The 12,196-nt window shown below is 52.9% G+C and carries 9 protein-coding genes; 4 read left to right on the top strand and 5 right to left on the bottom strand.

Annotated elements, in window-relative coordinates:
• Both CA13_RS36050 and CA13_RS33970 read left to right on the top strand, forming a co-directional pair.
• Positions 1–239: hypothetical protein (locus CA13_RS36050; protein WP_419195317.1), on the top strand; the 239-nt coding region annotated here is incomplete at its 5' end.
• Complete coding sequence (locus CA13_RS33970) at positions 239–697, top strand: YraN family protein (RefSeq protein WP_146404573.1); 459 nt, start codon at positions 239–241, stop codon at positions 695–697. The genes CA13_RS36050 and CA13_RS33970, both read left to right, overlap by 1 nt.
• On the opposite strand, the gene CA13_RS33965 is transcribed toward CA13_RS33970, so the two are convergent.
• The 4 genes from CA13_RS33965 to CA13_RS33950 form a co-directional block, all read right to left on the bottom strand.
• Entirely contained in the window at positions 685–4,308 is a 3,624-nt protein-coding gene (locus tag CA13_RS33965; protein ID WP_146404571.1) for a cytochrome c biogenesis protein, read from the bottom strand. The two genes, CA13_RS33970 and CA13_RS33965, sit on opposite strands and share 13 nt — an antisense overlap.
• Positions 4,309–4,358: 50 nt before the next feature.
• Positions 4,359–5,498, bottom strand: a complete 1,140-nt coding sequence (locus CA13_RS33960; protein ID WP_146404569.1) for a hypothetical protein — start codon at positions 5,496–5,498, stop codon at positions 4,359–4,361.
• A gap of 229 nt (positions 5,499–5,727) precedes the next feature.
• Entirely contained in the window at positions 5,728–7,458 is a 1,731-nt protein-coding gene (locus tag CA13_RS33955; protein ID WP_146404567.1) for a helix-turn-helix domain-containing protein, read from the bottom strand.
• Positions 7,459–7,585: 127 nt separating this feature from the next.
• Positions 7,586–8,062, bottom strand: coding sequence for a hypothetical protein (locus CA13_RS33950; protein ID WP_146404565.1), 477 nt, complete (start codon positions 8,060–8,062; stop codon positions 7,586–7,588).
• 422 nt (positions 8,063–8,484) lie between these two features.
• Between CA13_RS33950 and CA13_RS33945 the strand changes: the two genes are divergently transcribed.
• Together CA13_RS33945 and CA13_RS33935 are read left to right on the top strand one after the other, a co-directional pair.
• Positions 8,485–9,870: an IS4 family transposase gene (locus CA13_RS33945; RefSeq protein ID WP_419194960.1), complete on the top strand. Its 1,386-nt coding sequence runs from the start codon at positions 8,485–8,487 to the stop codon at positions 9,868–9,870.
• 502 nt (positions 9,871–10,372) lie between these two features.
• Entirely contained in the window at positions 10,373–11,329 is a 957-nt protein-coding gene (locus CA13_RS33935; protein WP_419195316.1) for a hypothetical protein, read from the top strand.
• A 331-nt stretch (positions 11,330–11,660) separates the two neighbouring features.
• On the opposite strand, the gene CA13_RS33930 is transcribed toward CA13_RS33935, so the two are convergent.
• Positions 11,661–12,196 (bottom strand): hypothetical protein (locus CA13_RS33930; protein ID WP_419195315.1); only part of this gene is annotated, 536 nt, incomplete at its 5' end.

Below are 12,196 nucleotides of genomic sequence, written 5' to 3'. Positions count from 1 at the left end.
GGGGGGGGGGCATTAAGCTATGCGACATTTTCCTGAGCTTGCTATTTGAGTCGATTTGGTGCGGTCGGTTAGACGACCATGTCAGTGCGAATTTCTCTAAGTTGAAACGGTCGAGCGAGAACGCAACTTTTTCGTTACCCCTGGTCGTGTGTATCTCGTGCTTCCTTTGGCTCTATGATTCATTGGTGAGTTTGCCGGTTGGGCAATCTTCAAAGAACGGCATTCATTGGGATGGATAATGTCGCCGAAAACAATTCTTGAACAGTTGCAATGTCGCTACGTGGATTGGCGATATGGTGCGATTAATCGCGAAGGACCGATTGGCAAGCGTGGCGAACAGGCAGCGGCAAGATTACTGCGGCAGAAAGCATTGATCGTTGTCGCCGAAAGCGAATCGGACCGCGCCGGTGAGATCGACATCATCGCCATTGATTCTAAGAAACGAATCATCATTTTTGTCGAGGTGAAAACCCTTTCGACGACCAAGCCAGGACATCCAGCCGACCGCGTGGATGAAGCCAAGCAAGGTCGCATCACGCGAGCTGCCCTTCGCTATCTAAAACGTAAGAATCTGATCGGCACTGCATGTCGATTTGACGTGATCGCGGTTTGGTGGCCCAATGAGTGGGAAGGGCCAAAAAAGATCGAGCATTATGAAGCCGCGTTCGAAGCGGCAAGTGAATTTCAAATGTTTTGAAGGTCACTTGGTTGTTTGCCGGCGAACAAACCTGCCAGTATAAATGCGAACTGAATCGCCAAGAAAAGGCTCAACCACATAAGCACACCCGAGGTGAAACCGTAGCTGTGCAAACCGATGCCGAGTTCATTGGTACCGAACCAGCTCCATGCGGTGACGACATTGCCTCCGATCGCAAGAATCGAGAAACCTCGAGCACCCACCATTCCGTCCCAGCGAGCGTGAAGCATTAATGCATTCCAAATCACGATGAGCAGCGCCCCGTTTTCTTTGGGATCCCAGCCCCAGAATCGCCCCCAACTGTCGTCGGCCCAGAGACCACCCAAGACGGTTCCGACGAAGCTAAAGAGAATTCCGAAACATGCGGCCCCATAGCAACATCGATAGAGATCCTTTAACGCCTTCGGATCTTTGCCGACCCATCCGGCGATCAAGTAGCCAATCCCAAGCGTTCCTGCGACTAGCGTCGCGACGTAACCGAGCGTCACACTAATCACATGTGTCGCAAGCCAGAACTGGGTATCGAGCACCGCTTGTAGCACGGGCATCGTGTCACCGCTATTCAACCCGTAGGCGACCAACAAAGTGTTGAGTCCTGCGACCGCTGAAAGCATATTTCCCGTTCCATATCGAAAGATCCGTTCGACGAACAAACCAAACAATACGGCTGCCCAGCCAATGAACACTGCCGACGAGTACAAGTTGATTACCGGCGCTCGGCCTGTAATCGAGATCCGGCATACGATTGCCGCAGTGTGAATCACCATGGCAATCAGTAGCGTTCCCCAAATAACTTCGCGTAGACGAGGAAGATCAACAGCAAAATAGACGAGCCCCAATACCATCGCAATCAAATACATAAACATTGCAACGCCAGTGGGCCAATTCGATTGCATCCATCGTTCGAGCGAGACCAAAGAGGCTTCGTAACCACGAATCGGGTAAGACTGAACCGCGGCAAGGTGCTCATCGACCGCCGTATTGAACTTAGTCGGGTCCTCGTCCCGGTAAGCTTGGATCATGTCACCAAACGATTCCAAGCCGGGACGAGTGGCTTCCTCGCTTGTCGCAGCCGTTTTGGCCATTTCAAAAAATGCCGGTCCGAATGAAGACCATTGCGGATCATTCGAAGATTGCATTGCATTGTCGGCCTCGGGGGGAATCACGCGTGGCGCATTCGTCTTATCAATGCTTTGCATTCTGAGTTCAAGTTGCCGCAGTGCGAACAGGCTACGCGTCCGTTCGTCCGTATCCTCGGGAAAAAAGCTGTCGGGAATATATGGCGGAACCGGCAACTGCATTGCCGCGGTGGTGACCAGGTATTGTTGAGTCCGTCGTTCGAGCTCAATCAGTTTCTTTTCCTTGAATGATTGGTCAAGCGGTTCTTTGCGATTAGCGATATCGATTAACTTAGCCGCATCGTCCCACTTATCGCGAATTTCGCCGAGTGAATAGAGTTTGCTTTCTCGGCGTTCGAGCCCGAGTTCACTTCGAACTTCTTCAGCATCAATCCGAAACATCGGCAAGAATTCCAATTGCCGGTCGTCCACGGCGACCTCCATCAGCCACTGCATCGCCGAAAGCTTCTTACCAATCGATCGTTTCTTGATCCCGTTAGGAGCGTCATCGAGCGGCAAACTTTCTTTGTTGCTAATCGCTTTGAGCGTTTGGCGGGCATAGGCATCAAGCGGCAAGACACGGCCACCGAATTGGGTCGGGATCTTCCCAGTCGTGTAAAAATCAAATGCCTTTTCTCGCGTGGTCGGTCGCATCGCATTGAGCACCGCAGGCCACGGGACCAACATCATTAGCGCCAACACACCGAGAAGCGAAACTGCGGCATAAATCGGAACCCGGCTTGGCGGAGAAAGGTTATAGGTTGCTAATTCGGCATATTCCTTTTCCCGTTCGCGGCGCCGGCGTGCCAGGAATCGCATCAACGTACCGAAGAAATGGGCGAGCATCCCCAGCGCTGCGATGCTACACGCCACATAAGGGATCAGCCATCCGGAATTCCGGACCACCTGAATGCCCGTGATTTCTTTGCCGCTTGGAAGCGTGTCGTAATTCGATTGATAAAACGTCTCGCCACGATAGCGCAGTGGATTGTTCATCCACACGCGTTCTTTCCGATCCTCGCCCGTTTCCGTGTCGACGATCCGAATGAAGGACGAGTAGTCGCGTGGAGTTGTCGTACCGCTATAGGTGATTTGCCGAACATCTTGAAGTTGGACCCAATACGGTTTTACTTCGCGATGGTACCGAAGCCCGATGTCATACACAGCTTCGTCAACCGCGATCGAGTCAAATTCGTCCGGGATCGTCTCACCGGGCATCAGCATTTGGCGATCTGACAATAGCTGGCTTAGCATGTGGGTTCCCATGGATTCACCACTTTGCTTGTCCACCAATTCGACATACGCCGCAGGAACATTGATCGCTCCCATGGCGCCACCCGCCTTGGCAATCTGCTCGGCCACCACTTCGGTTCCGACACCCTGGTCGGCCAAGTTATTGTCTGCCTCGACCGCGCGTTTTAGTTTAGCGTTTTCGAAGAACTCAAGCACTTTGACGTGGACCGGTAACGCTTCGTCTTGGATCAACGTGCCTGTTGCCGCAGCCGCTAATAGACGACTTCCGGGTAACGCTATAATCTGCTCAGCACTCTCACCACGCTGGATGAATGCCATTTCAACCGAGTCGAGATTAATGAGCGTATTGGTCGATTGGCCTTCGACAAGGCTAAGACGTTGTTCCAATTGGCGGTCGCCGAAGACAAATTGACCGACCATCAAAAGCCCGACGCCCAAATGCAGCAACACGTTGCCACCCTGCTTGTCGAACAACAATCGGCATCCGGCTAGCAGAATCAATCCGGCACCGAGGCCTTTGGTCAATTGCCAAACGATCCGCAGTCCTGGGTCGCCAATCCGCGTGCCGCTGATGAGATAGTAGGCTAGCGCCGCACCAACAATGGACGCAACACCGACAAGGATTTTCTGGACCGCCTTATCCTTGGCTTTCGAAGCCGTGACAAGCGAGCCTGCAACGGCCAACGACATCACCACCAACACCCATTTCCAAAGTGTGATGTATTCCATCGGCGGTTCGCCTTGCAAACCATCGCTATTGTGGCCGGTCGTGATAATCAAACCGGCAACCAAGCTTCCGATTCCAAGCAGCGCGATGCCACCGATCCGTTTCGAGTCACTCGCATGAATTTTGAAACGGGTGATTTTCGCCGCGATCAAGTTGACCATTAAAAGCACACCGACAAGAGCGCCACCAGGGAACGGAATCACACCCCAAATGGGTTCCTGGTGACGATAGAACGCTTGAGGAAAAAAATCATCCAAATGCAGCTGAGCGACCCATGACAAGAAATAACGATTCTTGACATCGAGCATGTTCATCTCGTCTTGCGCAAGCGTTCCGACAAGCACGAGAATGAGCGAGACTGCGAAGAGAACAACCGTCAATTTCAATGACCCAAGCCATCGCAACGCCTTGTAAGCGAATGCACCGAATGAATCATCGACCGTTTGGTCGTCGATGAGTCGGCCATCGTCGGTCTTGTCGAGGTGGTTTGAGTCAGAAAGGAAAGTGGCCATAGAATGGTTGCTGCGTTTGTTAAAAAGAATCTGATGAACCGGAAGTCGTTTTAAAACTTGACCGATTCGATAAACGCCTTCGTGTTGTCGGCCTGATCGATCACCGTTTTTGCAGGACCGGTCATTTTGATGAACAGGCTAAAATTGTTTTCGAGAGGGACAATCGTCGCATCGATGGCGGTTCCATTTTCAGGGTCGTCACCCATCAACATGAACCGTTGAGATTCACGTCCGTCCACTTGGATGATTTCGGCGTTCTTGATCGCTTCATCGACCACTTCATCGGATACACCAGAGGGGCGAATTTGGCCGAGCCAACGAGCGACATTGCCGCGCAAGTCGCCACCGGCAGGAATGACCGTGATTTCCGCTGCGGCATCTTCGGGGCCGACATTGAACGCCGCCAACCGCATCGTCGACATGCGACCGTCGCGCCATCCTTCGGGGCGATCATACTTCAGTTTCGAATTCGGTTCCGAATTTGAGTTGGATTGTGCCGCCGGGCGCGACTCGCTCGGTTTCGTGGAGGACGCGTCGAGTCCGCTGTGAATATCGTCTTGGGGCATTCGCCCCATCATCGGGCCACCTGACATTGGGCCGCCTGACATTGGGCCGCCCATCATCGGCGCCGCGGAAGTGGCGTCCATTTCGCCAACCAAGTCGACCCACACCGCCGACTCGTCCGACGATGCAACTTCGATCGAGGTTCCCTCGGCCCACTTCTCGGTCGATGGCGGCAAGCCGATTTGCCGTCGCCAACGGTTAACATTCATTGCCACTTCGGCGTCCCAATCCGCTTGTTTGGGAAGCGACGAGACACTCACGTCGAGTTGTTTTTCAGGTGTGTTGACATTGATCGAGGCAAACCGCATCGGCTTCTCTCCCCCAATCCGCCACCCCTCGGGTAATTCGCTCAGGTCAGGACTGCCATCAGAGAATTTCACCGTTTCGACAAAGTTGCGGAACTCAGCTTCAATCGTGGTGATCGCATTTTCAGGTCCGGTGACTTTGAAAAACCACGTCTGACCTTCCTGGGGAATCATCGCCGCAATCATCCGCTGGCCACCTTCGCGCAGTTCCGCGGGGACTTTGGTTGGAACGGTGTAAGTGACGACCGGTTCGGGTGTGTCACAGCCAGAGGTCAGCGATGCAATAAAAAGCAATCCAACAATATGATGAAACCTGAGCATGACAGTCTTGCGGGGGGTAGGGGAAGTGGCATGACAGTCACGTTTTGGACCAACGCGACCGCGATCAAAAACGGATCAATCACCACATGAGGGTAAGAACTCCTACCCTTTATAGAAACCCCGCACAGATTTGGTTCGTACTCAGCAGAATCGGCGGGCGTGACAAATCGCGCCCGAATGTTGCAGAGGTCGCATTGACGTTCGTCTGCGACATCGCCGATTCGTCTAACTAGCTATCGAGTCCGATCAAGCTGATTAACGAATCGGTTAGCGAGCTAACCGGGGCGGACGCTTCGTTGTACGTCCACATGTTTCGCAGCAAATCGGTCATCAGCATGCCGCCGAGACTCATGATGGCAATGATCATGACCAACGTCACGCACTGAAGCAGCGTGAAGGGGACTTCAAAACCAGCCACACCGACCGAGGCCATCGATTCGCGGCTCCCTGATGCGTCGATCCCGATCGCACCCACACCGCCTTCGTCTCCGTCTGCAAAGGCCTCTCCAGCGGGCACAGCTTCGGGATCCTCATCGAATCCGCCTGCTTCAAACACAGGTTCCGCTTCGGCGACCACGCCCGAGTCTTCGATTTCAATGACTTGCGAACCGCTTTCGACTTCGGCTTCGAGGCCAATGCCGGATGGAGAAAGCTGGAATTCTTCGTTCGCGGTAAAGTCGACTCCTGAGCCTGCACCGCTGAGTCCCGAACCACTTCCTTCTTGAACTTCTGCAGCCAAATCGAGGGCCGAGATGCTGCTGCCGGCCAAATCCAACGGTTCGCTTTCGAGCGAGAGTCCGCTGTCCGACGGGCTCATCAAATTGATCCCGCTATCACCGGCAAGCGACAAGTCACTTTCAGCCGAATTAATCACAAGGTCATCGTCATCGGCAATCAGAAGATCGTCGTCATCGCTAATCGCAAGTGCGTCATCGCTGCCGCCGCCGAGTCCTGACACTCCGCTGCTTAGACCGCCCAATCCAAGGCTGCTGCCCAGCCCGGACGAAGCCAACAAGTTCTCACTGTCGCCGGTAATCAAACCACTGCCACCTTGCTCGGCACTCAATAGGTCCAACTCGCTGAGAACGTCGCCACTAACGTCGTTCACCGTTCCGCTGACATTGACCGGAGCGCCTAGGTCGTCCATCAATTCAAGGCTACTAATGGACGATGAACTTGGATCGGCCATCTTCTTGGATCCCGCCGCCACTTCGTCCGCCAGGGCGTCGATTGAATCTTCGTCGTCTTGCCCAATCACCACATCGTCGCTGTCTTCTTCGCTGATCCCCGGAAAGCTCAAATCGCTATTGCTGCCGGTCGCGTCACCTTCGAGCACATTGTCAAGGCTCACGCTGGATTCTTCGGCCATCACGTCGATAGGCTTCGCTCCGGTCAGAGCTTCGAGTTCCTTATCGGTCACTGGGCCCGTGCTGCCTGCGTTCGGTTCAATCGCCATATCAATCATTTCGGAATCGTGATTGATCGCAGGATGATCCAATTGCAATTCGGCCGAGTCAATTTCAACGAGGTTGTTATCTTCATCCGTATCGAAACCGAGATCGCTATCGCCGGCGACCAATGCGACATCACTTCCCTCGTCACCCGTGCTGGCGACCAAGTTGACATCGCTACCGCCGCTGCCTTCGCCTTTGAGTGACTCGCCACCAACTTCGATATCGCTGCCGCCTTCATCTTTGGGTTCATCACCACCGATGATCTTCGAGCCACTTTTGGAGCTTGAGAGTGACGAATCGGCACCAAAGTCATCGATCAGATCGCCTGAACCGCCAAGCGAATCCGCTAGGTCATCGGCCAATCGCTCAATTTCATTCTCAGGGAATTTCCAACTCGCACCATCGCGGAAACCACGGACTTGACCTTGACTGCGGAGTTCGACGAGGCGATCGGATGGGATTCCGAGTTTTTTTGCAGCATCTTCGAGTGATAAGTAATCAGCCATTGGGCTTCTTGGCTCCGGGGTTTGGGAGTGGTGCGAACCATTGTCGCTTGCCACAACCGTTTTGAGTCGTAGTGAATGATAGGCGTGATCCATCACCTGGAGTGCAAGACAATCCGTTTAGCTCCCGCTAACGCGTCGGTTTCGTTTTTTGGTTCGTCATCTGGCGGATTTCTTCCGGCAGCGGGCTCGTCGCGTTAAGTTGGAGTGAAAAGTCAGCATCAATCGGGCGGCTACTGACAAGCCGAATTTTTCCCGACCTATCGATATGATACACGGCCATCCAGGATTTTCCCGTATGTATTAGCGTAATTGTCTGACTTCCCGAGCCGTCAGAATGGGAAAAACCGATCATGTCGCCCGCAGCCCCCACCTGAAAGGGGCGTGCAGCGGTCTGAGAGAGCACTTTTTGCATCCCTGCGGATGTGCCCACGACCGGGCCAGTGACTTTTTGACCACCTTCCGAATCCCCTTCCGAAGGCGTGACTTGGCCCGCTACGGGAGGCTGGCTAGAGACGAACGAAGTGACCGATAACGCCAAAAGCAGGAATACAGCATATTTCGTTAAGCCGGATTTGGTTAAGAACGAGTTCTCGGGTCCGAACATGAAGGTAGCCTCGGAATTTTTAGATAGGGAGTTTCGTCGCAATGCCCGCCCGCCTGCAATGGAGCCAGCTGAATTGCCAGAGCACAGTAAAGTTGCCAGAGCACAGTAAAGTTGCCAGAGCACAGTAAAGTTGCCAGAGCACAGTAAAGTTGCCATCAATTAGCACTGCCTCCATCACTCCGGCTAGAAATCAGCAAGGGCAAACGGAGTGCCGAACAGTATTGGGTTTGACCGAATGGCACGGGCGTAAGCCGCTTCGAACAAGATGTAGTGGATCGAGACCTGAACCTGCACAACCCGTAGTGCTAGCAAATGCGAGTGGGCTTCGGCCAGCATCTTGAGTGCCATGGGCGGTTTGAAATCACGGCGAAACCACGCTGAAATGGTGATTGTTCACATCAATAATCCCAGGAGGCTTCGCCGTGAATCAGCAGTCTATCGAATCCCCGGCCGATGTTCAAAGTAAATTGAAATCAGCTTCCTCTCTGTGCTTGGACTTTCTCCTGCCCAAGCCGGAAGTGCTGAAAATTTGCGATGAGATCGGACACAAATATCGCGACCGAACGTACAACCCAATGATCGTTGTTTGGATGTTCATCACTCAAGTTCTCTCTGCCGATCACAGTTGCCAACAAGCGGTCACTCGGCTGAATGCTTGGCGTGTTGCTCGCGGACTTTTGAAAGTGAGCAGTGAAACAACTGCCTATTGCAAAGCACGGTGTCGCTTGCCTGAGCAACTCTTTGAACGGCTACTCCTCTCGACATCCAAGCGGTGCGAGCAAGCCGCCAGCGAAGCATGGTTGTTTCATGGGCGAATCGTCGAGATGGTCGATGGCTGGACGCTAACGATGGCCGACACCGACGAGAACCAGGAAGAATACCCACAGATGACTTCTCAGCGGCGCGGGTGCGGCTTTCCGATCGCGCGGATGATTGGAGTATTTTCGTTGGCGACTGGTGCCATCAACCATACTGTGGTTGGCCCTTACAAAGGCAAGCAGACGGGAGAGACATCACTGCTGCGGTCCATTTTGGACCGTATTTCGCCGGGCCGCATCTTGCTTGCTGATCGCTACTACGCAAGTTTCTGGTTGCTTGCCGCCAGCGAAATGCGTGGTGTCGATTTAGTCGCCAGGGCTCACCACCTTCGCAAGATCGACTTCCGACGCGGACTGAAACAGGGTTACCTCGACCAGCTCGTTCTTTATCAAAGGCCTCAGCGTCCGACTTGGATGAGCCAAGAAGAATATGAAGCGTATCCAAACTCAATCTTCGTTCGTCACATCAAGTATCGAGTCGAACAGAAAGGTTTCCGAACGCGTGAGATCATACTGGCGACCACGTTGATTGACGCGGAGACTTATCAAGCCGAAGAACTGGCGCACCTGTACTACCGGAGGTGGACCGTTGAGTTGCATATCCGCAGCCTCAAGACCCAGATGCAGATGGATCACTTGCGGTGCAAGAGCCCGCAAATGGTTCGCAAGGAAATTCATTGCCACATGATCGGCTACAACCTTGTTCGTAGTGCGATGCTGGCGTCAGCGTTGAGGTTCAATGTGTGCCCAACACGCCTGAGTTTTACCGGCGCGATGCAGGCATTGGAGGAGTACGCCGCATCGCTGAGGCTGGGGGCGTCACGAAGGAATCAGCAGTGGGACAACCTGCTTGAAGTCATTTCCGAGTTGACCGTCGGCAACCGTCCTGGCCGCCAAGAAAAAAGAGAATTGAAGCGTCGAGCGAAGAACTACAAGTTGATGCAATGCCCACGCAATCCGAACCGAAATCGTTACGCCACCGCAGCTTAAGCTTACGCCCGTGCCATTCACCCCCTTCCCCTTAGATTTCTCCGTGTCCTTGGAAACGACCCCCTTCCCCTTAGATGTCTCCGGGGACTAAACTGTTACGAAACGACCCTTTTCCCCTTAGATTTTTTTGAATCCGTCGTCGCAGACCAGGACTTCACTCATGGCGAGAAAATGGATCTTATTATAGACGTTCTTACGAACTCAGTTGAAAACGGAACAATCTCGCTTACCGCCAACGCGCTGAACGAGATTGCCAATTCATTGGCTGATTCGTTTGACAGTATTGGTAGCGAATACGGTTGTAAGATGGTTACAAGGGATAGTGGAACTACAGGCTCGGGTGAACGGTCCATTTGCACGATGATGGTTTGCGTGAGTGCCGATGGAAGTTTTTCAATTCCATTTGCTAGTTGCAACTACACTTGTGATCGCAGTGCGCTTTCTGGCGGTCGCCAGGCATGTTGCTGTGGTGCAAACGCGTCCTTCAGTTACCAGGGTATAAATGGTAACTTTGACCCTGGCTTTTTCGGTAAATGTGAGCGTTTTGATGACTTTACATCTAGTAAAATGTAGTACTGCTTTCTGTTTCATCTTGAACACGCTGATGCATATTCATGTTGCTACTGCTAAAGAAATTCCCAACAAGGAGTTTCGAACAGCCATTTCGAAGGCGATAGGAGAGCTTGACTCTACAGGCTCAATTGAGCATTCAACGATGGGGCTACTATCCTCGTTCTCTCCCTCAAAACCTAACGGAATCTCTCCTCAACGATTTGTTGCATCGTGGAATGTATCTAAAGACGATGAATTCGTTGTGCAGTCATTAGTTGCTCCAGCGATCTTTTTGCCGCAATTTGGCAATCCTGGAAATTGGGAATCATCCGCATCACACCAGGAAGCAGCGAGAGTCTTAACCATGCGTTATCTTTCTGATGAGTTTTTTCGTCGTAGATACCTTCAACTTGTACTTTGGAGTAGGCTGCTTATACCCGACTCGGATCATCGTCTTTATTCTCAATCATCTGCGATTGGGCTGACGCTTACCAATATGCAGCAGCGAGTTGGACGCCAAAGCAACCCTTTTTTCTGGCAGGATTGCCTTGAGTTCTGCTTAATTCGAGAGGTCTTTGGGTTGCCAGTTTCGTTCGGCTTCACGTTCACCAAAGATACTTTGCGACGGGAGCTAGATTCACTGATGTTAATCTTACGAACTCGTAAGTTTGTTTTGTCTGAGGAAGGAAATGCGTGGAAAACCTCAACTCCAGTGCGTGAGGATGCAGTCGAATTTGAGCTTCCTGACCTTAAGTTGCCGGAAGTACCAACAATTGGATTTGATCAAGCGTCTAAAGCCACTTCAGTTGAGTTACTGTTCCTTCTTCATTTATACACTCCAGATGCCCTCAGTTTAGGAGACCGAATGCGTCTGCAAGTGGATAGTAGAGCTAAGCCTGCAAGGTAAGCGTTCACCCTTAAAAAACTACATTCCATCACTCCATAGCGTTAGACAGGATTCCTGTTTGACGCTTTCTTTTTAGCTGCCTAGAACTGGTAGCTTGCGGTCGCCGAAGTAGTTGCCCCAGTGTGACTTGGGTAACGCTCGGTGTTGATGAGTTCCATCCAAGCTGCTCGCGATGCGTTGACTGGATTGTCGCTTCGAGTGACGCAGGTTTTGATGCGAATGCAGGCCGTTTTGCAATGGCTTTTGCAGGCCGGGCATAGTGCTAGCTGCAGCGGTGCTTTGACGCTTCGCTTGTTCGATTGCAATACTTCGTGCCGCAGTGGAAGCAACATCATGCGGCCTCCCGTTGCTGTGGCGGTGGGCCGCGCGGGGAAGCAGCAGCGCCCGCGATCAGCTCGGCATAGCGGATGCGGACTGCGTCCATCACCGGGTCGTGCGGGCTTATCCAGCCTCGGTACAGGGCGAGGATTAACGTGTTACTCGTTCCACGTCGTGTCTGATCCCGAACAACTCGGGCAAGCAACTTCAACCAGACGCTGGCCGTGTCGAGACCGGATGCGATCTGCTGCGAAGTCGCCTCGTGCAGTAGACTGGCCAGTGCCAGGACCGACATCGTCAGTGCCGGGTCAATCGTTTGCACTGTCCGGCGTGGACGTTCGCACTGCGGACAGATCGATTGATGAAGAGGCGGATCGAAAGAAGGTTCCTCCGGCAGCGTGGTCTCGCCTGGCAAGCCATCGTCGTCTTGCTGTTGATTCATAATCAACTGACGACTGCGCTCGATTCTTTCCTGCCGGCCACTCGATGCGAACATTCCTGCATAACGAACTCGCGGAGAGAAAAAGGGGAAGGGGGTCGTTTTTCGGG

It is taken from the genome of Novipirellula herctigrandis (genome assembly GCA_007859835.1).
In the GTDB taxonomy this organism is placed as follows: domain Bacteria; phylum Planctomycetota; class Planctomycetia; order Pirellulales; family Pirellulaceae; genus Novipirellula_A; species Novipirellula_A herctigrandis.
The sequence above is the reverse complement of the archived record's forward strand: the minus strand, read 5'-3'. Positions and strand labels throughout refer to the sequence as shown.

Excerpts from the sequence above, each read along its gene's own strand:
- CA13_RS33970 (WP_146404573.1), top strand. The coding sequence starts at position 239 with ATGTCGCCGAAAACAATTCTTGAACAGTTGCAATGTCGCTACGTGGAT.
- CA13_RS33965 (WP_146404571.1), bottom strand. The coding sequence starts at position 4,308 with ATGGCCACTTTCCTTTCTGACTCAAACCACCTCGACAAGACCGACGAT.
- CA13_RS33960 (WP_146404569.1), bottom strand. The coding sequence starts at position 5,498 with ATGCTCAGGTTTCATCATATTGTTGGATTGCTTTTTATTGCATCGCTG.
- CA13_RS33955 (WP_146404567.1), bottom strand. The coding sequence starts at position 7,458 with ATGGCTGATTACTTATCACTCGAAGATGCTGCAAAAAAACTCGGAATC.
- CA13_RS33950 (WP_146404565.1), bottom strand. The coding sequence starts at position 8,062 with ATGTTCGGACCCGAGAACTCGTTCTTAACCAAATCCGGCTTAACGAAA.
- CA13_RS33935 (WP_419195316.1), top strand. The coding sequence starts at position 10,373 with ATGGTAACTTTGACCCTGGCTTTTTCGGTAAATGTGAGCGTTTTGATG.